The organism is Kitasatospora sp. NPDC057936 (assembly GCF_042887525.1).
Taxonomy (GTDB): domain Bacteria; phylum Actinomycetota; class Actinomycetes; order Streptomycetales; family Streptomycetaceae; genus Kitasatospora.
The window spans coordinates 7019-25973 of sequence record NZ_JBHVPD010000102.1 but is presented as its reverse complement, the minus strand read 5'-3'; the positions used below and the strand labels follow the sequence as shown (position 1 = coordinate 25973).

The following is an 18955-nucleotide window of genomic DNA, read 5'->3' as shown; positions in this document are numbered from 1 at the left end:
ATGCGACACGCGCGGCCCCCGCCGCCCGCCCGGAACGGCTTTCGGAGCGGCCTGCGGCGCGGCTTCCGGAGTGCCTTTCGGAGCGGCGCGGCGGGTCGTAGGGTCGGGGCATGACCGAACACGTGGGTATCGTCCTGGTCTCGCACAGCGCCCAACTCGCCGCCGGGCTGCGGGAGCTGCTCGGCGAGCTGGCCCCGGACGGGGTGCGGGTGGTGGTCGCCGCCGGGACGGAGGACGGCGGGCTCGGCACCAGCTACGACCTGATCGCCCGGGCCGTCGGCGAGGCGGACGGCGGGGCGGGCGTGGTCGTGCTGCCCGACCTCGGCAGCTCGGTGCTGACCGCGGTGACCGTGCTGGAGGACGCGCCGCGGCCGGGCGTGCGGCTGGTGGACGCGCCGTTCGTGGAGGGCGCGGTGGCCGCCGCGGTGACCGCCTCGACCGGGGCGGGGCTGGCCGAGGTGGTCGCGGCGGCCGAGGAGGCGCGCGCCTTCCGCAAGCTGTGACGGCCGGCCGCTGCTCCTACTTCCGCTCCTACTCCTACTCCTACTCCTACTTCGCGTCCGCGTAGCAGTCGACGACGGCGGTGGTGAGCGGGAAGCGGACCGGGGTGTCGCCGAAGACCAGCAGCCGGGCCTCGTCGGCGGCCTCGGCGACGGCGGCGGCGACCTCGTCGGCGAGGTTGGCCGGGGTGTGCACGATGACCTCGTCGTGCTGGAAGAACACCAGGTGCGGGCGGTCCTCCGGGACGGCCGCGGGCAGGGTGTTCAGCCGCCGGCGCAGCGCCGCGAGCAGGGCGAGGGCCCAGTCGGCGGCGCTGGCCTGGATGACGAAGTTGCGGGTGAAGCGGCCGCGGGCGCGGGCCCAGCGGCCGCCGGCCTCGGCGGCGGTGTCGGGCGCCTCGGTGAGGTCGAGGAAGTCGGCGGAGGCGGGCGGGCAGGCCCGGCCGAGCCGGGAGACGACCACGCCGCCGTCCTCGCCGGTGCGGGCGGCGGCCTCGACGTAGCCCATCGCGGCGGGGTAGCGGTGGCGCAGGGTGTTGAGGAGGGGGCCGATGTCGCCGCTGGTCTGCCCGTACATGGCGCCGAGCAGGCCGAGCTTGGCCTTGTCGCGGTCGCCGCGGAAGGCGCTGGCGGCGAGGGCCTCGTAGAGGTCGCCGCCGGCGGCGGTGCGGGCGAGGCCGGCGTCCTGGGAGAGCGCGGCGAGCACCCGGGGCTCCAACTGGGCGGCGTCGGCGACGACGAGCAGCCAGCCGGGGTCGGCGACGACGGCGCGGCGCAGGATGCGCGGGATCTGGAGGGCGCCGCCGCCGCGGCTGGCCCAGCGGCCGGAGACGACGCCGCCGACGACGTACTCGGGCCGGAACCGGCCGCCGCGGGCCCAGGCGTCCTGCCAGGCCCAGCCGTGGGCGGCGTGGATCCGGGCGAGCTCCTTGTAGCGGATGAGCAGCTGCGCGGCCGGGTGGTCGACGCGTTTGAGCTCCCAGGACCGGGTGGAGCTCAGCTGGATGCCCCGGTCGGCGAAGGCGCGCAGCACCTGGGTGTGCGAGTCGGGGTTGAACGGGCGTCCGCCGAGGGAGCGCTGGAGTTCGGCGGCGAGGTCGGCGAGCAGTTTGGGCTGGGCCCCGGGCACGGTGGGGCGGGGGCCGAGGAGTTCGGTGAGCAGGGCGTCGTGGACGTCGGCGCGCCAGGGCAGGCCGTCGTGGGCCATCTCGGCGGCGACCAGGGCGCCGGCGGACTCGGCGGCGACCAGCACGCGGAAGCGGTGCCGGGCGGCCGGGTCGGTGATCGCGGCGATCCGGCGCTGCTGTTCGGCGTGGACGGCGACGACGGCGGCCAGCGGGTCGGCGCCGGGCGGCAGTTGGAGCCGGTCGGGGGCGAAGAGGGTGTCCTGGCCGTCGTCCGTCTCGGCGGAGCCCGGCTCGGGCAGGTCGTCCGGGACGGGCAGGCCGCGCAGCCGGGACCAGGCGGCGCCGAGCGAGCGGGGCGCGCCGAAGCGGCCCTCGTGGGCGAGCAGGAGGGCCTCGACGAGTCGCAGGTCGTGGCAGCGGCCGACCCGGTCGGGCAGTCGGGGCAGCAGCGGGGCGTAGGCGCTGTCGGCGGCGGCCCAGACCCAGCGGGGCCCCGGCCGGGAGTCGCCTCCGGCGGCCTCCCGGGCGGCGACCGCGGCGGCGAGGTCGGGGACGGTCTCGGGCGGGCCGAGCGGGGCGCCGGCGTCGTCGAGCGGCTGGAGCCGGCCGCCGCGGCCGTGCGGATCGGGGACCAGGGCGGTTCTGGGGGCCACGGGGGCTCCTCCTCTCGGGGCGCGGGGGCGGCTCTCGGTGTCGGTGGCGGTCGTCGGTGGCGGTGCCGGCGGCGGCGCCGGTGTACGGGTCGGGTACGCGTGTGCGGACCTGCGGGGGTCCGGGATCGACGGTAGCCGGTGGGTACGACAACGGCGGACGACGCGGGGCCGGAATCGCGTAGGCAGCGCGCGGGACACGGCGTAGGGTCCGTGAAATGACCGAGAACCCGTTCTTCAAGGCCAGCACCCTGGTCTTCGAACTGCCGCCCTTCGCCGAGATCCGTGAGGAGCACTACCTGCCGGCCTACGAGCGCGGGATGGCCGAGCAGCTGGCCGAGATCGCCGCGATCACGGCCGATCCGCAGCCGCCGACCTTCGCCAACACGCTGGTGGCCCTGGAGCGTTCCGGCGAGGTGCTGCGCCGGGTGGGGGTGGTCTTCCGCAACCAGGTGTCGGTGGACACCAACGACGTCGTCGACGAGGTGGACGCGAAGGTGAGCCCGCTGCTGGCCGCGCACCACGACGCGATCCACCTGGACCGGGCCCTGTTCGCCCGGATCGAGGACCTGTACGGGCGCCGCGCCGAGCTCGGCCTGGACCCGGAGTCGCTGCGGCTGCTGGAGCGCCGGCACACCGCGTTCGTCCGCTCCGGCGCCCGGCTGGGCGCGGCCGAGCAGGAGCGGCTGCGCGAGCTGAACGCCGAACTCGCCGCCCTCGCCACGACCTTCCAGCAGAACGTGAACGCCGCCACCAAGGCCGCCGCGCTGGTCCTGGACTCCGCGGACGAGCTCGACGGCCTGTCGGCCGACGCCGTCGCCGCGGCCGCCGAGAACGCCAGGGTGCTCGGCCACGACGGAAAGTACGTGCTGAGCCTGCGCAGCACCTCGGGCCAGCCCGAACTGGCGCTGCTGACCGACCGGTCGGTGCGCGAGCGCCTGCTCGCCGCCTCCCTCGGCCGGGCCGCGGACGTCAACGGCCCGGTCGCGATCCGGATGGCCGCCCTGCGCGCCGAGCGGGCCGGGCTGCTCGGCCACCCGACCCACGCCGCGTACGTCGTGGCCGACGAGACCGCGGGTTCGGTCGAGGCGGTGTCCGGGCTGTTGTCGCGGCTGGTCGAGCCGGCGGTGGCGATCGCCCGCCGGGAGGCCGCCGAACTGGCGGAGGCGGCCGCGGCGGACGGGATCGCGGAGCTCGCCGCGCACGACTGGGCGTACTACTCGGAGAAGGTCCGGCAGGCCTCGTACGAGGTCGACGCGGCCGCGCTGCGCCCGTACTTCGAGCTGGAGCGGGTGCTGCACGACGGCGCGTTCTTCGCCGCCGGGCTCGCGTACGGGATCAGCTTCACCGAGCGGCCGGACCTGACGGCCTACCACCCGGACGCCCGGGTCTTCGAGGTCGCCGAGGAGGACGGCACCCCGCTGGGCCTGTTCGTCGGGGACTTCCACGCGCGCGCGTCCAAGCGCGGCGGCGCGTGGATGGACGAGCTGGTGTCGCAGTCCGCGCTGACCGGCCGGCGGGCCGTGGTGATGAACAACCTGAACGTCCCGAAGCCGGCTCCGGGCGAGCCGGTGCTGCTGACCTGGGACGAGGTGCGCGTCCTCTTCCACGAGTTCGGGCACGCGCTGCACGGGCTGTTCTCGGACGTGCGCTACCCGCTGTTCGCGGGCACGGCCGTGCCCCGGGACTTCGTCGAGTTCCCGTCGCAGGTCAACGAGATGTGGATGGTCCGGCCCGAGGTGTTGGCCAACTACGCCCGCCACCACGTGACGGGGGAGCCGCTGCCGGCCGAGCTGGTCGAGCGGATGGTCGCGGCCGAGGGTTTCGGCCAGGGCTTCCGGACGGTGGAGTACCTGGCGGCGACGCTGCTGGACTGGGCCTGGCACACCCTGCCGCGGGGCCGGGAGGTCGCCGACGCAGGGGAATTCGAGGCACGGGTGCTGGAGGAGGCCGGGCTCGCGGTGCCGGCGATCCCGCCGCGCTACCGGTCGGCCTACTTCCAGCACGTCTTCGCGGGCGGTTACAGCGCCGGGTACTACGCGTACATCTGGTCGGAGGTGCTGGACGCGGACACCGTGCGGTGGTTCGGGGAGAACGGCCGCTCGGTGCGGGAGAGCGGCGAGGAGTTCCGGCGCGAGCTGCTGTCGCGCGGGTTCAGCCGCGACCCGCTGGAGTCGTTCCGCGCGGTGGTCGGGCGGGCGCCGGAGACCGGGCCGCTGCTGGCGCGCCGGGGGCTGGCCTGATCGCCCTCGTCAGTTCGGGGTGAGCGTGACCGTCACCGGGGTGCCCGGGCGGGCGTGCGGGAGCCGGATCCGGACGCTGCCCGCGCGCCCGTCCGCGGGCGGGCGGACCTCGACCCGGGCGTCGGCGGGCGAGACGGCGACCTGCGCGCCGCGCGGGAACGCGGCGGGCGGCAGGACGAGTTCGCTGCCGCGCCCGGTGCCGTCGGCGTCCCAGCGGACGGTGTCCGGGCCGGTGCGCACGTCCGTCCCGGCGACGGCCGCGGGGTACGGGCCGAACGCGGGCCCGTCGCCGGGGGCGGGCCGCCCGGCCGGGTCGAGCGCGCAGTAGCCGCCGTCGCCGCGGCACCAGTACCACATCGTCCAGCCCGCGGCGAAGCCGTCCATCGCCGCGACCTGCTCCCGGACCAGCCGGGTGTTGCCCGGTGTGCGGGAGTCGGGCGGGCCCCACTCGCCGACCAGGACGGGCAGCCGGTGCGCGGCCGGGTAGGCGGTGATCGCGGCGGTGTAGTGCTCGACGAAGCCGTCGGACGGGTCCCAGTCGGCGCCGTTCTCGACGGCGGTGTCGTAGAAGTGCGGTGCGTAGCCGAGCCGGGGCGCGCCGGGCCGGGGGTCGCCGAAGCCCGGCAGCCGGGTGGGCACGCCCTGGCCGACCAGGACGGTCGGTTCGACGAACAGCCAGGCGCGGCGGTCGACCTGGCGGACGGCGGCGATCAGGCGGCGGTACATGTCGGCGAGCCGGCCCTGTTCGAGGGCGGCGGAGGCGGCGGCGAGGACGGCCGGGTCGGTGGGGTCGCCGTCCACCGGGCCGAAGGGCTCGTTGAACAGGTCGTAGCCCAGCAGCGAGCGGTGGCCGCGCAGTTCGCGGGCGAGCCGGGTGTAGAAGTCGGCCTGCCAGGCGCGCAGGTCGGGGTCGTCGTAGAGGTGGCGGAAGGCGGCCTGGACGGCGGGCTGGAAGTAGCCGGCGAACCAGTCGTTCGGATCGGGGGTGAACGGCAGGCCGTCGTCCCGGGTGGCCCAGCGCGGGATGCCGCGGTCGCCGCCGCCGAACGCGGGCCCGTAGACGTCCTGGTGGAAGTCGACGAGGGCGAGCACGCCGTAGCGGTCGGCCCAGCCGAGGAGCCGCTGGAGGCGGTCGAGTTCGGCCGGGTCGAGGCGGCCTCGCTCGGGCTCCAGCCGGTTCCAGGAGACCGCCACGCGGATCAGGGTGAAGCCCTGGGCCGCGACGGACCTGACGTCCGCCTCGGTGGCCTCGGCGTACTTGTCGAGGTTGAAGCCGCGCAGCTGGAGCCGGCGGCCCCGGGCGTCTGTGAGCGCGGTGTGGCCGTCCGGGCCGGTGGCGGTGCCGGTCGGGAAGCGGGCCGCCGTGGCCGCCGTGGCTCCGGCGGCCTCACCGGCGGACGCGCCGGGGGCGCCGGCGAGGACGGCGGTGGCGGCGAGCAGCAGGGCAACGGCGGTGCGGCGCAGGCGCATTCGGACCTCGCACGGCGGTGGGTGGGGCCCGATGATGCCCGCGCTGCCGGGGCCGGCACAAGGGTCTGGACGAAAGGCTTCAGACGGCGCCGTTCGCCTCGGCCGGATCGGCGGGCGCGGTCGGCAGGACGGCGGTCGGCAGGTCCGCAGCGGCGGCGAGGCGGCCCCAGAGCAGGTCGGCGAGGGCCTGGACCATGCGGGTGCGCGAGCACGGCTTGGACTCCAGCCACCAGTCGCCGGCCGCCAGCACCATGCCGGTGATGCCCCGGCCCCAGGCCTCGGCGAGCAGGTCGCGGTCGGCGCCGAGGTCGACCTGGCTCTGCACGGCCCGGGTGATCTCCTCGGCGATCTGGCGCAGCGCGGGGGCGAGCGCGTTGCCCGCGCCGGTCGGGTCGCCGGGCTCGGGGTGGGTGAGCAGCCGGTAGACCTGCGGGCGGGCCTCGATGCCGGCCAGGTAGGTGTCCAGGACGTGCTCGACCCGGTCGCGGCGCTCCAGCGGTGCGGCGAGCGCGGCCCGCACGGCGGCCAGCAGGCCGCCGGTGTGGCGCTCGGTCAGGGCCCGGATGAGGCCGTTCCGGTCGCCGAAGTGCCGGTAGAGGATCGGCTTGGTGATGCCGGCCTCGGCGGCGATGGCGTTCATGCTCGCGGCCGGGCCCTCGCGCTGGATGACCCGGTCGGCGGCGTTGAGCAGCTGCTCGCGGCGGGGCTCTCGGGACATGCGCTGCTCCTCGGGTCGGGTGGGCCGGCGCGGGGGGCGCCGGGCGGTGCGGGGCGTTGACACCGGTTACCAATCAGTAGCAGACTCCGACGATGTTACCCCGGGTAACACCCCGGTCGGCCGTACCCCTTCTGCGGAGGCAAGCACCATGAGCAGCACGTTCTCGATGGACCCGGGTGCGGACCAGCTCGCCGTGCGCGACTGGCTGCACGGCTTCGCCGCCGACGTGGTGCGGCCCGCCGCGGCCGAGTGGGACGAGCGCGAGGAGACCCCCTGGCCGGTCATCCAGGAGGCTGCCAAGCTCGGCATCTACTCGCTCGACTTCTACGCCCAGCAGTACTTCGACCCCTCCGGCGTCGGCATCCCGATCGTCATGGAGGAGCTGTTCTGGGGCGACGCGGGCATCGGCCTGTCCATCGTCGGCACCACGCTGGCCGCCGTCGCCGTGCTCGCCAACGGCACCGACGAGCAGATCGGCACCTGGACGCCGCAGATGTTCGGCACCCCCGACGACGTCAAGGTGGCCGCCTTCTGCTCCTCCGAGCCGGACGCCGGCTCCGACGTCTCCGCGCTGCGCACCCGGGCCGTCTACGACGAGGCCAAGGACGAGTGGGTGCTCAACGGCACCAAGACCTGGGCCACCAACGGCGGGATCGCCGCCGTCCACGTCGTCGTCGCCACCGTCGACGCGGAGCTCGGCGCCCGCGGCCACGCCTCCTTCGTCGTCCCGCCGGGCACCCCCGGACTGAGCCAGGGCCAGAAGTTCAAGAAGCACGGCATCCGGGCCTCGCACACGGCCGAGGTCGTCCTGGACGGCGTCCGGGTGCCCGGCAGCTGCCTGCTCGGCGGCAAGGAGAAGCTGGACGAGCGGCTGGCCCGCGCCCGCGAGGGCGTGCGCAAGAGCGGCCGGGGCAACGCGGCCATGGCCACCTTCGAGGCCTCCCGCCCGGCCGTCGGCGCGCAGGCGATCGGCATCGCGCGGGCCGCGTACGAGGTCGCGCTGGACTACGCGAAGACGCGTGAGCAGTTCGGCCGCCCGATCATCGACAACCAGGGGGTCGCCTTCCAGCTGGCCGACATGCGGACCCGGATCGACGCCGCCCGGCTCCTGGTGTGGCGGGCCTCCTGGATGGCCGTCAACAACCGGCCGTTCACCGCGGCCGAGGGCTCGATGTCCAAGCTGTACGCGGGCGAGACGGCCAAGTGGGTCACCGCGCAGGCGATGCAGATCCTCGGCGGCAACGGCTTCACCCGGGAGTACCCGGTGGAGCGGATGCACCGGGACAGCGCGATCTACTCGATCTTCGAGGGGACCAGCGAGATCCAGCGGCTGGTGATCGCCCGCGCGATCTCGGGGATGCCGATCCGCTAGCCGGGCCTCAACGGGCCAGCCAGAAGGTGAGCCCGGCGCTGAGGGCGCCCACCACCGTGCCGACGACGGTCTGCGCGGTGGTGTGGTCCCGCAGCACCGTCCGGGACCAGCCGACGGCGGCGACCAGCGGGGAGAGCGCGAGCCACCACGGGCCGAGCGCGATCGCCAGGCAGACCACCGCGCCGCTGGTGACGGCGGTGTGCACGGAGACCTTCCACCACACGGTGATCACCAGGATCGGGATCAGCGACGCGAACATCGCGGCCACCAGCGCGGTCAGGTCGGCCGGGGCGGCGAGCCACAGCATCACCGCGAAGGCGATCGCGACCGAGCCCATGATGAACGGCAGGACCGTCAGCCGGCTCTGCCGGTGGCCGACGTGCCGGTCCCCGACGGTGCCCCGGCGCATGGCGCGCTGGATGAACAGGGTCGGGATCACGGCCGCGAACAGCGCCGCGAAGGCCGCCCAGGCGATGCCCTTCCAGCCGTAGCGCAGGCCGCCGAGCAGCGGCAGCAGCACGATGATCACGTTCTTCGGCTCGACGCCGTCGGTGATCCGCCGGGCCCAGAGCGTGTGGGGGGCGGGGGCGGTCGCGGCTTCGGTCATCGGGGTCGCTGCTCCGGGGATCGGTCTGGTCGCTCTGGGCGGCCCGGGTGGTCGTGGGGCGGTCGGGCCGGATGATCGTACGTGCGCGCGGCCGCCGGCCCGCGGTCGGGCCGGTGGGAAACGGGCCGGTGGGAAGCGGGCCGGTCGCACATGCGCCGGTAGGAAACAGGCCGGTCAGAACCGGGCCGGGCGGCCCTCCAGGAACGCGGCCAGCCCCTCGTGCACGTCCGAGGCCTCCCGGGAGCGCCGCTCCCACGGCTCCAGGGCCGCCGCCGCCCGCTCCTCCGGGACGGCCAGGGCGGCCTTCACCGCGCCGATCGTCTGCGGCGAGCGCCTGGTCAGCAGCCGGGCGAACTCCAGCGCGGCGGCGTCCAGTTCGGCGTCCGGCAGGGCCTGCTCGGCGAGGCCGAGCGCGAGCGCGTCCCGGCCCCGCACCAACTCGCCGGAGAACAGCAGGTACTTGGCGCGCGCCGGGCCGACCAGCCGGGCCAGCCGCAGGGTCGGCACCGCCGGGTAGACCACGCCGAGCTTGGCCGGGGTGATCCCGAGCCGGGCGTCCTCGGCGACGAACCGCAGGTCGCACGCGACGGCCAGCTGGCAGCCGCCGCCGACGCAGGCACCCCGGACGGCGGCGATCGTCGGGTGCGGGAAGGCGGCCAGCGCCTCCTCGGCGGCGACGTTGACCGCGTGGTAGGCGTCCGCGCGCTCCGGATCGCCGTACACCTCGGCGAGTTCGGCGATGTCCGCGCCCGCGCTGAAGGTGCCGCCGGCGCCGGTCAGCAGCAGGGCGCGGACGCCCGCGTGCTCGGCGAGCTCCCGCAGCACCCCGGGCAGCGCCCGCCAGATCGCCAGGGTGACCGCGTTGCGCCGGTGCGGGCGGGCGAACTCCAGCACCGCGACGCCGTCCTCGCCGACGTGGGCGTGCAGCCCGTCGGCGCGGGCGGGCAGGGTGGTGCGCTCCCGCGTCAGCAGCGACCGGTCCGTGCGGTCCTCGTGGTCCGTGCGGTCCTTGTGGTCGCCGTGGTCCGTGGGGTCCATGCGGGCGGCACCTCCGGGTCTCGTGGTGCGCCCACTCTCTCAGGCGGCGCCGGCGCAGTAGTCGCCGAGGCCCCGCTCGACGAGGGCGAACGCGCGGTGGGCGCGGTCGAGGGCGGCGGGCAGGGCCTCGGCGGCGCGCTCGCCGGCCAGCACGCGGAGCTGGTTCTCGGTGGTCAGGGTCACCCGGACGGCCAGCAGCTGGGCCCCGGCGACCCGGGCGGTGAGCTCGTCGTGGGCCGGGTCCTGGGCGAGCAGCTCGGCGGTGAGCAGTGCCTGGGCCTCGCGGCCGAAGCCGGCGGTGGCGCGCGTCGCGAGGGCGGGGGTGCCGTGCACCAGCCGGACCACGTCGAGCACGACCCGGTCGTCGTTGAGGCCGGTGGCCGGGTCGAGCCGTTCCAGTGCGGCCAGGAAGTGGTCGCGCAGGGCCGTCACCGCCGAGGCGCCCGGGGCGCGGTCGCGCACCACCCGGGCCGGCTCGTCGAGGTGCTGCTCCATCGGGCCCATGACCAGGTCTTCCTTGGTGGGGAAGTAGTTGAAGACGGTCATCTTGGACACCTCGGCGGCGGCCGCGATCTCGGCCACGGACACCTGGTCGAAGCCGCGTTCGGCGAACAGCCCGATGGCCGCGCGGAAGATCCGGATGCCGGTCTGGATCTTCTTGCGCTCGCGCAGCGGGAGCGCGTCGAGGTCGCGGCCGGGGCCGAGGTCCAAGCCGTGGTTCGTCGCCATGGCCCGACTGTACCAGGCTCAAAGATGGTCCGGGATGAAGTTTTGTCTCGGCCGAAGAATCGATCGGGCTAAAGAATTGACTCGGTACATATTGGCTGCCATCGTGGTGGACGTGCCGCCGGGCCGCACCGGTCCGGCTCCGAACTCCACCGTCTCCGGGGGGACTTACCGATGGCATCCGAAAGCCCGATGACACCCGCCCAGCGCAGACTGGGCATGCTGCTCTGCATGGTCACGATCGTGCTGGCCATCCTCGACTCGAACATCGTGTCCGCGGCCACCGTGCCGATCGTCCGCGACCTCGACCCGGTCCACGGCGTCGACCGGCTGCCCTGGCTGATCAGCGCGTTCTCGCTGGCCGCGACCGCCCTCCTGCCGCTCTACGGCAAGCTCTGCGACGTCTACGGCGCCAAGCGCGTGCTGCTCGGGGCGGTCGGCACCTTCCTGCTCGGCTCGGCGGCCTGCGGCGCGGCGCAGACGATGGGTCAGCTGATCGCCTTCCGGGCCGTCCAGGGCATCGGCGGCGGCGGGCTGATGAGCGTCACGATGGTCGTCATCGCCCACCTCAAGGACCCGGCGGAGCGCGGTGCCGGCAAGGGCGGCGCCATGGGCGGCATCTTCGCGGGCGTCGGCATGGCCGTCGGTCCGCTGGTGGGCGCGCTGTTCACCGACCACGTCGGCTGGCGCTGGATCTTCTACGTGAACCTGCCGCTCGGCCTGCTCGTCCTGGTCGGCACCGCCCTGGTGCTCAAGCTGCCGCGGACGGTCGGCCGCCGCGGCCTGGACTTCCTCGGCGCCGCCCTCGCGGCCGCTTTCGCCACCGGCCTGCTGCTGGTCACCGAGTGGGGCGGCAAGGACTACGCCTGGACCTCCCCGGTGATCCTCGGGACCGCCGCCGCCACCCTCGCCGCGCTCGGCCTCTTCCTGTGGCGCCAGGCCACCGCCGCCGAACCGGTGCTGCCGCTCTCGCTGTTCCGGATCCCGGTCGTGCGGATCGGCTTTGCCGTCCAGGGCCTCGCCGGGATGGGCATGATGGGCGCGATCGTGTACGTGATGATCTACCTGCAGATCGCCCGGGGGGTCGCCCCGACCTCGGCCAGCCTCTACCTGATCCCGATGGCCGCCGGGATGACCGCGTCCGGCGTGCTGGTCGGCCGGCTGACCGCCCGGGGCCACGCGCCGCGCACCTTCCTGGTGGCCGGGGCCGCCTTCGGCGCGCTCGCCCTCGCCCTGCTGGGGCTCAGCGGCCCGGACACCGGCCTGTGGGCGGTCGGCCTCGAACTCGCCCTGCTCGGCGCCGGGTTCGGCCAGCTGATCGGCCAGCTGATCCCGCTGGTCCAGGACGCCGCCCCGCGGCACCAGCTCGGCGTGGCGACCACCGGCATCCGGTTCTTCCAGACCCTCGGCAACGCGCTCGGCGCGGCGCTCTTCGGCACGCTGCTGGCCCGGGTCTTCGCGGAGGGCGAGCCCGGCCGGTCGATGGGCGCGCTCCGGACGCTGACCGGGGCGGCCCGGGACCACGCGGTGCGCAGCTTCACGGACGCGGTCGACGTCGTCTTCCTGTCGGCGGCCGGGGTGATGGGGCTGGTGCTGCTGCTCGCGCTGCGGCTGCGGACGCCGGCCGCGGAGGTGGCGGCCGACGCGGCGGACCGGCCGGTGCTGGCGGCCTGAGCGGGGCCCGTGCGCGGTCGGTGCGTCGAGGAGCGGGGCCCGGTGGAACGTGGGGAATCCACCGGGTCCCGCTCTTCGCGCGGCCCGGCCGTCAGGCCTGCGGCTTCCACTCGGTCGCCAGGATCCCCCAGATCTGCTTGTCGTGGCGGACGCCGTTGTGCGGGTACCACTCGCGCAGGGTGCCGTCCAGCGTCATGCCGAGCCGCTCGGCGACGGCGCGGCTGCGGGCGTTCCCGGCGGAGCACCACCACTCGGCGCGGTGCAGGCCCCGGGTGGCGAAGGCGTAGTCGAGCAGGTGCCGGACGGCGGCGGTGATCAGCCCGCCGCCCTCGCCGGCCGGCTCGGTCCAGGCGCCGATCTCGCAGACGCCGTTCTGGGTGCTGAAGCTCACGAACATCACGCCGCCGACGAGCGTGCCGTCGCGCCAGATGCCGAAGATCCGGCCGGCGTCGGCGGCCTGCTTGTCGGCGTAGCGCTGCAGGGTGGCGCGGGCCGAGTCGAGGTCGGTGGAGTAGCCGGCCCACGGGATCCACGGGTCGGTGTGGGCCCGGGCGCGGTCGATGTGGGCGAGGAACTCGGGGGCCTGCCACGGCTCCAGCGGGCGCAGTTCGGCGTTCTCGGCGAGCGGTACGGCAAACAAGGGTGGGGCCTTTCCGGGGAGGGCGCGGGACGGGCGTTCCGCCTGGAGCATCATTCATAACAAACGTTTGGTATGTACGATAGCCCCCATGACACCGGCCCGTGGAGACCATGACGCCCGCCGCCTCGCAGTCTCCGAGGGAGTCTGGCGGGTGCTCTCGACCCGCGGCTTCGAAGGGCTGACGCTGCGCGCGGTGGCCGCCGAACTGGGCGCCTCCACCGGTCTGCTGACGCACTACTTCCCCAACAAGCGGGCCCTGCTGGGCCACGCGCTGGAGGAGCTGGACCGGCGCTCGCTCTCCCGGCCCCGGCGCACCGCCCCGGCCGACGGCACCCCGCCGCCGCCCGCCGGGCTGGCCCGGCTGCGGGCCGCGCTGCTCGACGTCCTGCCGCTGGACGAGGCCGCCGTGGCCGGCAACCGGATCTGGGTCGGCTCCTGGGACGTCGCCCTGGCCGACGCCGAGCTGACGGCCGCCCACGCGGGCCGCTACGGGCGCTCGCGCGAGGCCCTGGCGGGGCACGTGGCGGACGCGCAGCGGCTCGGGGAGCTCCCGGCCGGGACGGACGCCGGGGAGCTCGCGGCGGGCGCGCAGGCCTTCGCGCTGGGGCTGGTGGTGCAGGCGCTGTTCTCGCCGGGGGAGTTCCCGCCGGAGCGGCAGGTCGCGCTCCTGGACGCCCACCTGGCGGGGCTGGCGGGGGCTCCTGCTCCTTCCGGGCCTTCCGGGCCTCCTGTGCCTTCCGGGCCTTCGGTGTCGGACGCGGGCTGAACTCCGGGGCGGGGCCCGGGACCGGTCGTGCGCCGGAACGGCCGAATCCGCACCGAGAGGGCGGATTCGCCGGATTTCCGTCGTTCGGCGGGCGTCGTGCGTTTGGTCCTCAGTGGCGCCGAATGCCGGAGTGAGTTTCTCGCGATGCCCATGACACGCATTGTCACGGGTTATGAGCGGTGCGTGTGCGGGTGATTTCCCGGCGGCCGCGACGGCGGCCCGCGAATTGGCAGGTGGTGCCCCCAGCAGGATTCGAACCTGCGACCTACCGCTTAGAAGGCGGGTGCTCTATCCGCTGAGCTATGGGGGCGGGACGGGCGGCGCCCGGGTGGGCGTGACCGTTGCCGGGATCGGGCGGCGGGCGCGTGGGGCGCCCGGGTCCGTCCCCGTACCTGAGGGTTGGGGGTGGGGGTTGGCAAGCCCTCGCCCTGTCGGGGACAGGATAAGGGTGTCCAGTTCCTCGGCCGGGTTCGACGGCACCGCCGTTGGTGTGTCGGCTCCGGTGGAGCGGTCCGATAATCGCAGGTGAACGCCGTGTGTGCAGCGTTCTGGCAGCGTTCCGCGCCGGACGTTGTGCAGTCGTTACGGGGCTGCCGCCTCACCCGTTATGGATTCGGCACGGAGAAACTACCGCGTGCGGCGCGGGTGGGGGACCCTATTCGGCTTCCTTCGGTCGGATGACGTGGGCGGACGGCGGGCGGTCCGCGTTCCCCGGCGGAGGGGAGGGCCGGGAAGGGTCCCGATTGTTGTCATGCTCGCGAAGAGTCTGGGGTCCGCAGGGGAGCGGAAGGGCGAAATTCACCCCTGCGAGTGACAAGAGTTTTCCACAAGGCCGAGTTGTCCACAGGATTTCGGAACTTCCTGGCGGGGATTTCCCGTGAAGCGCACTCTCGTCACGCACCGGTCGATTCCGTACGGTGCATCGGCGAGAACGGAGAGTGCGTTGTGAACGAGACTCAGGTGACGGTGATCGGCAATGTCGCGACGGAGGTGAGCTACGGCGAAACGGGCAGCGGCGTGCCGATGGCCAACTTCCGGCTCGCGTCCACCGAGCGGCGGTACGACCGCGAGCGCCAGTGCTGGGTGGACGGCGAGACGCAGTGGGTGACGGTGACGGCCTGGCGGGCGCTGGCGGTGAACCTGATCGGCTCGCTCTCCAAGGGGGATCCGGTGGTGGTGAGCGGTCGGCTCCGGGTGCGGGAGTGGGCCGAGGGCGAGGGCAAGCGCGGCCGGGTGGAGGTCGACGCCAGATCGGTCGGACACGATCTCAACCGCGGTACCTCGGCGTTCCGTTGGGCGGCGGGTGCGCGGGGGCACCCGCCGGCGGCGGTCGTCGCGGCGGGCGGCGAGCCCGGCGGGTCGCCCGCGGGCGAGGCGGTGCCGGGGTGGATCGCGGACGCCCTGGCCGCGCGGAAGGCCTCGGCGGCGGCTTCCACGGCGGTCGCGGCTCCGCCTGACGGTGGGGCGGATGGGGCGGATGGGACGGATGCGGCGTCCGAGGGGGCGTCCGGTGACGGTGGCGAGGTGTCCGGAAAGGGAAGCGGAGGTGACGTCCAGGGGCTGCTGATCTGACGCCGGGTCGATCAAAAGTGTCGACAAATATGTAGATCGAGGCGGTTGTTGCGCCCGCACGCGCAATCTCCGCCGGATAACAGAAAGTGGCGGAGAGTTTCTGGCCGATCGTCAGCTTGTGTGGAAACTGGGAGGGTTGATAACGATACAGATACGGAATCGTCCTGATTTCGCATGGAGGTTTCCGGACCTCTGGGGGTCAATAGGATTCATCTGGTTCATACCCCGCAGCGGCGCCATAGGGGGCGCGCGCGGCAAGGCAAGTCGGCGGGCTGCCCATCGGCACGGCCCGGCCCGGAGGGAAACCAGATGGTTCAGATGCAGGGGCGGAGTCTTCCCCGCATAGCTAGTGTCATGCTCACGACCAGCATTGCGCTGGGCGGAGGTCTGTTCGCGGCCGGTGCGGCGGCTGCGGCCGCACCTGGCTCGGGCGTGACCGCCATCGTCCAGGACACGATGCTCGGCGAGCGGATCGACATCGAGGGCGGCGACACCGTCAACGGCGGTCTGTTCACGCTCAAGACGGACAGTGGCGAGCTCAAGACCTACTGCATCGACTTCGGCAACCCCGTGTACCTCGACAGCGGGGCGCAGTACCAGGAGTCGGACTGGAAGTCGAGCTCGCTCGGCCGCAAGGACAAGGCGCAGGACGCCTCCAAGATCCGCTGGATCCTGGAGAACTCCTACCCGCAGGTCACCGACCTCGCCAAGCTGTCCACGGACGCCGGCGTCACCGGTCAGCTCTCCCCGGAGGACGCCGCGGCCGGCACCCAGGCCGCGATCTGGAAGTTCTCGGACGGCAAGAACGCCACCCCGCAGGACTCCAAGGCCAAGCAGCTGCGCGACTACCTGATCGGCGACAAGAACAAGGGTGTCGCGGCCGAGCCGAAGCCCTCGCTCACCCTCGCCCCGGAGTCCGTCTCCGGGAAGTCGGGCGGCAAGCTCGGCCCGTTCACGCTCAACTCCAGCGCCGCCCAGGTGAAGCTGGCGGTGGCCGGTTCGGCCGCCGACAAGATCAAGGTCCTCGACAAGGACGGCAAGCAGGTCAACGGCGTCCTGAACGGCCCGATCGCCAAGGACACCCAGCTCTTCCTCGACGTCCCGGCCGGCACCCCGGACGGTGGGGCCACCCTCACCGCCTCGGCCGAGACCGTCGTCCCGAGCGGCCGCGTCTTCCTCAGCGAGGGCTACACCCCCGAGAAGCACAGCCAGACCATGATCCTGGCCGGCTCCAGCAAGCTGAGCGTCAGCGCCACCGCCAAGGCCACCTGGAAGCAGGGCAAGGGCGCGCTGCTCGACAGCATCGCCCAGGTCGAGTGCGACAGCAACGGCGTGCGGGTCACCGTCGCCAACGGCGGTGACGAGGCCGGCACCGTCAACGTGAAGCCGGTGGGCAAGGACCTGGTCGTCCAGCCCGGCAAGACCGAGAGCCTGGTCGTCCCGGTCACCAACAAGGCCGCCTACGACATCACCGTCACCGGCCCGAACGGCTACACCAACAACTTCAAGGGCATCCTGGACTGCAAGGGCACCGGCACCACCCCGGTGACCCCGAGCTCCGGCCCGTCCACCCCGGCCGCCACCGGCAAGCCGTCCACCCCGGCCGGCACCCCGTCCGCCTCGGTGAGCACCGCCGCCCACCCGGCCCCGGCCGTCACCAGCTCGGCCCCGGGCACCGGCGGTCTGGCCCAGACCGGTGCCAGCAGCAACACCCCGATCCTGGCCGGCGTCGCCGGCGCCCTGGTCATCGCCGGTGGTGCCGCGGTCTTCTTCCTGCGTCGCCGTGGCCGCCACGGTGGCAGCGCCGCCTGAACCGGTAGCACGCACTAGCCGCACGGCTAGGTAGCGCGACGGCCCGGCGACCCCCACCCGCGGCGGGGGGCCGGGGCCGGAGGGGTGGGGGGGGGGGTGGGGGTGGGGGTCCCCGGGGCGTTACGGCCCGGGGGGGCGGGGGCGGCGGTGGGGGTGGGCCCCCAGTTGGCCCGGCGCGAGCCCGCCGGCCCGTCCGGTATACCCCGGTGGGGTCACCCGGGCGGTTCGGGGCTCCCGGCCGGTGCGGCACAATGGAAGGCTGCAAGCCGAATTACTCCCGACGACGCCGGAGCGATCTCACGTGGCGGAATACATCTACACGATGCGCAAGGTGCGCAAGGCGCACGGAGACAAGGTCATCCTTGACGACGTGACGCTCAGCTTCCTCCCCGGGGCGAAGATCGGCGTCGTGGGCCCCAACGGTGCCGGTAAGTCCACCGTGCTGAAGATGATGGCCGGCCTGGAGCAGCCCTCCAACGGCGACGCCTTCCTCTCGCCCGGTTTCACCGTCGGCATGCTCCTCCAGGAGCCGCCGCTCGACGAGTCCAAGACGGTCCTGGAGAACGTCGAGGACGGCGTCAAGGAGATCAAGGGGAAGCTCAACCGCTTCAACGAGATCGCCGAGCTGATGGCGACCGACTACTCGGACGCCCTGCTCGACGAGATGGGCAAGCTCCAGGAGGACCTGGACCACGCCGAGGCCTGGGACCTGGACGCCCAGCTGGAGCAGGCCATGGACGCCCTGGGCTGCCCGCCCGGCGACTGGCCGGTCACCAAGCTCTCCGGTGGCGAGAAGCGCCGCGTGGCGCTCTGCAAGCTGCTGCTGGAGGCGCCCGACCTGCTGCTCCTCGACGAGCCCACCAACCACCTGGACGCCGAGTCGGTGAACTGGCTGGAGCAGCACCTGGAGAAGTACAAGGGCACCGTCGTCGCCGTCACCCACGACCGGTACTTCCTGGACAACGTCGCCCAGTGGATCCTGGAGCTCGACCGCGGCCGCGCCTACCCGTACGAGGGCAACTACTCCACCTACCTGGAGACCAAGCAGTCCCGTCTCAAGGTCGAGGGGCAGAAGGACGCCAAGCGCGCCAAGCGCCTCAAGGAAGAGCTCGAGTGGGTCCGCTCCAACGCCAAGGGCCGCCAGGCGAAGTCCAAGGCCCGTCTGGCCCGCTACGAGGAGATGGCGGCCGAGGCGGACAAGATGCGGAAGCTGGACTTCGAGGAGATCCAGATCCCGCCGGGCCCGCGCCTGGGCAGCGTCGTCATCGAGGTCGAGAACCTCAACAAGGCCTTCGGCGAGAAGGTCCTGATCGACGACCTGAGCTTCACCCTGCCGCGCAACGGCATCGTCGGCATCATCGGCCCGAACGGCGCCGGCAAGACCACCCTGTTCAAGATGCTCCAGGACCTGGAGACCCCGGACAGCGGCACGGTCAAGGTCGGCGAGACCGTCAAGATCAGCTACGTCGACCAGACCCGCTCCAACATCGACCCGAAGAAGACCCTCTGGGAGGTCGTCTCCGACGGTATGGACTGGATCAACGTCGGCCAGGTCGAGATGCCGTCCCGCGCCTACGTGTCGGCCTTCGGCTTCAAGGGCCCGGACCAGCAGAAGCCGGCCGGCGTGCTCTCCGGCGGTGAGCGCAACCGCCTGAACCTGGCGCTCACCCTCAAGCAGGGCGGCAACCTGCTGCTCCTCGACGAGCCCACCAACGACCTCGACGTCGAGACGCTCTCCTCGCTGGAGAACGCCCTGCTGGAGTTCCCCGGCTGCGCCGTGGTCATCTCCCACGACCGCTGGTTCCTGGACCGGGTGGCCACCCACATCCTCGCCTACGAGGGCGAGAGCAAGTGGTTCTGGTTCGAGGGCAACTTCGAGTCGTACGAGAAGAACAAGATCGAGCGACTGGGCGCCGACGCCGCCCGTCCGCACCGGGCCACCTACAAGAAGCTGACCCGCGGCTGACACCCAGCTGTCACGACGGCCCGGCAGACTGCCCCCCGGGGCGGCCTGCCGGGCCGCGGCCCGCAGCCGCCGAA

Annotated in this window: 15 protein-coding genes and 1 tRNA gene; 8 read left to right on the top strand and 8 right to left on the bottom strand. The window is 73.6% G+C overall.

Annotation, left to right across the window (positions count from 1 at the left end; translation table 11 throughout):
* The first annotated feature begins 110 nt into the window (after window positions 1-110).
* Window positions 111-503: a dihydroxyacetone kinase phosphoryl donor subunit DhaM gene (dhaM, locus tag ACFVU9_RS37375; RefSeq protein WP_359966560.1), complete on the top strand. Its 393-nt coding sequence runs from the start codon at window positions 111-113 to the stop codon at window positions 501-503.
* Between the two features lie 46 nt (window positions 504-549).
* Here dhaM and ACFVU9_RS37370 read toward each other — a convergent pair whose 3' ends face one another.
* A complete protein-coding gene (locus ACFVU9_RS37370) occupies window positions 550-2280 on the bottom strand; it encodes a bifunctional 3'-5' exonuclease/DNA polymerase (protein WP_387601309.1) in 1731 nt (576 codons plus the stop codon).
* A gap of 215 nt (window positions 2281-2495) precedes the next feature.
* Here ACFVU9_RS37370 and ACFVU9_RS37365 point away from each other — a divergent pair, with 215 nt between their 5' ends.
* Window positions 2496-4520, top strand: coding sequence for a M3 family metallopeptidase (locus ACFVU9_RS37365; RefSeq protein WP_387601306.1), 2025 nt, complete (start codon window positions 2496-2498; stop codon window positions 4518-4520).
* Window positions 4521-4529: 9 nt separating this feature from the next.
* Here the strand turns inward: ACFVU9_RS37365 and ACFVU9_RS37360 are convergent, their stop codons facing one another.
* Together ACFVU9_RS37360 and ACFVU9_RS37355 are read right to left on the bottom strand one after the other, a co-directional pair.
* Window positions 4530-5990, bottom strand: a complete 1461-nt coding sequence (locus ACFVU9_RS37360; protein ID WP_387601303.1) for a cellulase family glycosylhydrolase — start codon at window positions 5988-5990, stop codon at window positions 4530-4532.
* Between the two features lie 79 nt (window positions 5991-6069).
* Window positions 6070-6708 (bottom strand): TetR family transcriptional regulator, encoded by a 639-nt coding sequence (locus ACFVU9_RS37355; protein WP_387601300.1) that lies wholly within the window; start codon window positions 6706-6708, stop codon window positions 6070-6072.
* A 148-nt stretch (window positions 6709-6856) separates the two neighbouring features.
* Here ACFVU9_RS37355 and ACFVU9_RS37350 point away from each other — a divergent pair, with 148 nt between their 5' ends.
* On the top strand, window positions 6857-8080 hold the full coding sequence (locus ACFVU9_RS37350) for an acyl-CoA dehydrogenase family protein (protein WP_380436671.1): 1224 nt from the start codon (window positions 6857-6859) through the stop codon (window positions 8078-8080).
* Window positions 8081-8087: 7 nt separating this feature from the next.
* Here ACFVU9_RS37350 and ACFVU9_RS37345 read toward each other — a convergent pair whose 3' ends face one another.
* From ACFVU9_RS37345 to ACFVU9_RS37335, 3 genes are all read right to left on the bottom strand, one after another.
* The gene (locus tag ACFVU9_RS37345) at window positions 8088-8687 is read right to left on the bottom strand and encodes a hypothetical protein (RefSeq protein WP_387601297.1); all 600 of its coding nucleotides are present in this window, start codon (window positions 8685-8687) and stop codon (window positions 8088-8090) included.
* A gap of 174 nt (window positions 8688-8861) precedes the next feature.
* On the bottom strand, window positions 8862-9725 hold the full coding sequence (locus tag ACFVU9_RS37340) for an enoyl-CoA hydratase/isomerase family protein (protein WP_380436675.1): 864 nt from the start codon (window positions 9723-9725) through the stop codon (window positions 8862-8864).
* 39 nt (window positions 9726-9764) lie between these two features.
* On the bottom strand, window positions 9765-10454 hold the full coding sequence (locus ACFVU9_RS37335; RefSeq protein WP_380436677.1) for a TetR family transcriptional regulator: 690 nt from the start codon (window positions 10452-10454) through the stop codon (window positions 9765-9767).
* Between the two features lie 171 nt (window positions 10455-10625).
* Between ACFVU9_RS37335 and ACFVU9_RS37330 the strand changes: the two genes are divergently transcribed.
* Window positions 10626-12125, top strand: coding sequence for an MFS transporter (locus ACFVU9_RS37330; protein ID WP_380493383.1), 1500 nt, complete (start codon window positions 10626-10628; stop codon window positions 12123-12125).
* Window positions 12126-12216: 91 nt separating this feature from the next.
* Here ACFVU9_RS37330 and ACFVU9_RS37325 read toward each other — a convergent pair whose 3' ends face one another.
* Window positions 12217-12765 carry a GNAT family N-acetyltransferase gene (locus ACFVU9_RS37325; protein WP_380436681.1) on the bottom strand — a complete coding sequence of 183 codons (549 nt, stop codon included), beginning with the start codon at window positions 12763-12765 and terminating at the stop codon, window positions 12217-12219.
* Between the two features lie 88 nt (window positions 12766-12853).
* On the opposite strand from ACFVU9_RS37325, the gene ACFVU9_RS37320 reads away from it, so the two are divergent.
* Window positions 12854-13531, top strand: coding sequence for a TetR/AcrR family transcriptional regulator (locus ACFVU9_RS37320; protein ID WP_387601293.1), 678 nt, complete (start codon window positions 12854-12856; stop codon window positions 13529-13531).
* Window positions 13532-13765: 234 nt separating this feature from the next.
* Here ACFVU9_RS37320 and ACFVU9_RS37315 read toward each other — a convergent pair.
* Window positions 13766-13841: transfer RNA gene (locus ACFVU9_RS37315), tRNA-Arg, on the bottom strand.
* A 500-nt stretch (window positions 13842-14341) separates the two neighbouring features.
* Between ACFVU9_RS37315 and ACFVU9_RS37310 the strand changes: the two genes are divergently transcribed.
* The 3 genes from ACFVU9_RS37310 (at window position 14342) to ettA (ending at window position 18881) form a co-directional block, all read left to right on the top strand.
* The gene (locus ACFVU9_RS37310) at window positions 14342-15103 is read left to right on the top strand and encodes a single-stranded DNA-binding protein (protein WP_387601290.1); all 762 of its coding nucleotides are present in this window, start codon (window positions 14342-14344) and stop codon (window positions 15101-15103) included.
* Window positions 15104-15457: 354 nt separating this feature from the next.
* Window positions 15458-16915: a Cys-Gln thioester bond-forming surface protein gene (locus ACFVU9_RS37305; protein WP_380436688.1), complete on the top strand. Its 1458-nt coding sequence runs from the start codon at window positions 15458-15460 to the stop codon at window positions 16913-16915.
* Between the two features lie 301 nt (window positions 16916-17216).
* Window positions 17217-18881 carry an energy-dependent translational throttle protein EttA gene (gene ettA, locus ACFVU9_RS37300; protein WP_380499424.1) on the top strand — a complete coding sequence of 555 codons (1665 nt, stop codon included), beginning with the start codon at window positions 17217-17219 and terminating at the stop codon, window positions 18879-18881.
* Window positions 18882-18955: the final 74 nt, after the last annotated feature.

What these genes read in the sequence shown, in the direction of transcription:
- ACFVU9_RS37305 (WP_380436688.1), top strand. Translation starts at nt 15,458, where the DNA reads ATGCTCACGACCAGCATTGCGCTGGGCGGAGGTCTGTTCGCGGCCGGT.
- ACFVU9_RS37345 (WP_387601297.1), bottom strand. Translation starts at nt 8,687, where the DNA reads ATGACCGAAGCCGCGACCGCCCCCGCCCCCCACACGCTCTGGGCCCGG.
- ACFVU9_RS37335 (WP_380436677.1), bottom strand. Translation starts at nt 10,454, where the DNA reads ATGGCGACGAACCACGGCTTGGACCTCGGCCCCGGCCGCGACCTCGAC.
- ACFVU9_RS37350 (WP_380436671.1), top strand. Translation starts at nt 6,857, where the DNA reads ATGAGCAGCACGTTCTCGATGGACCCGGGTGCGGACCAGCTCGCCGTG.
- ACFVU9_RS37360 (WP_387601303.1), bottom strand. Translation starts at nt 5,990, where the DNA reads ATGCGCCTGCGCCGCACCGCCGTTGCCCTGCTGCTCGCCGCCACCGCC.
- ACFVU9_RS37330 (WP_380493383.1), top strand. Translation starts at nt 10,626, where the DNA reads ATGGCATCCGAAAGCCCGATGACACCCGCCCAGCGCAGACTGGGCATG.
- dhaM (WP_359966560.1), top strand. Translation starts at nt 111, where the DNA reads ATGACCGAACACGTGGGTATCGTCCTGGTCTCGCACAGCGCCCAACTC.
- ACFVU9_RS37320 (WP_387601293.1), top strand. Translation starts at nt 12,854, where the DNA reads ATGACACCGGCCCGTGGAGACCATGACGCCCGCCGCCTCGCAGTCTCC.
- ACFVU9_RS37365 (WP_387601306.1), top strand. Translation starts at nt 2,496, where the DNA reads ATGACCGAGAACCCGTTCTTCAAGGCCAGCACCCTGGTCTTCGAACTG.
- ACFVU9_RS37340 (WP_380436675.1), bottom strand. Translation starts at nt 9,725, where the DNA reads ATGGACCCCACGGACCACGGCGACCACAAGGACCGCACGGACCACGAG.
- ACFVU9_RS37355 (WP_387601300.1), bottom strand. Translation starts at nt 6,708, where the DNA reads ATGTCCCGAGAGCCCCGCCGCGAGCAGCTGCTCAACGCCGCCGACCGG.